The sequence below is a fragment of the Borrelia persica No12 genome (genome assembly GCF_000500045.1).
Classification (GTDB): Bacteria; Spirochaetota; Spirochaetia; order Borreliales; family Borreliaceae; genus Borrelia; species Borrelia persica.
Window position 1 is genome coordinate 1 of the sequence record NZ_AYOT01000125.1, and the last position, 705, is coordinate 705.

A 705-nucleotide genomic window follows, 5' to 3' on the forward strand; every position below is an offset into this window, starting at 1 on the left:
TCCAAGTGCAGTAATTAGCTTTGTGTAAAACGCATTCAAATTATCACCAGACATTCAAATATCCTAAGTTAACTTTGCTTGATATCAACTCTTAAAATAGTATTTTGTGTTGCAAGTAAACCACCTAGTACAAAATCAAGATATGAATGCGCAATATCAGTTGAATCTTTATCAATTTGTTCATTTGGCATTGGTAACATATACTTACTTGGTTTAAATTTAATGAGTTCTGCATTTAATGGATAAATAAGTATTTGGTGTGAAAGTAAGTTACTTGTCTCAATATAAACTTCTTGTCTATTATTAACAGCTTTAATAGTCTTAATTAAAAAATCCTCCCATGAATCAGTTGAAGAATAGATATGAGAATTAGAKGATGAAGAYTCRCWTGGTATTGCATATGGTTTAACTARYTTTAAACTTGTTTTTGGATCAACTAATACCATCATAGGAGTAGAAAATTCATCTCCAAGTTCTAGTTTCCCAAGTCCTTCTTCAATTTTTTTAAAAATTTCATTCATCTTATCCTTATTAGAAGACTGAACTTCTTCTTTGATCTGACTTGGCATATTTAGAAGCCCATACATATTAGGAATCATTCGTTTTTGATTTTTGCCATCTTTTTGGATTGATACAGTACCAGTTAAAATAAAGTGATTTATAAGCTTTATAATCTCATTACTTGCAAGTTTGTATGCTTCTTTA

1 pseudogene is annotated in these 705 nt (G+C 29.2%); it reads right to left on the bottom strand.

What is annotated here, in order from left to right:
- Positions 1 to 68: 68 nt before the first annotated feature.
- Positions 69 to 705, bottom strand: a pseudogene (locus U881_RS0102515) (hypothetical protein); the annotation flags it as partial.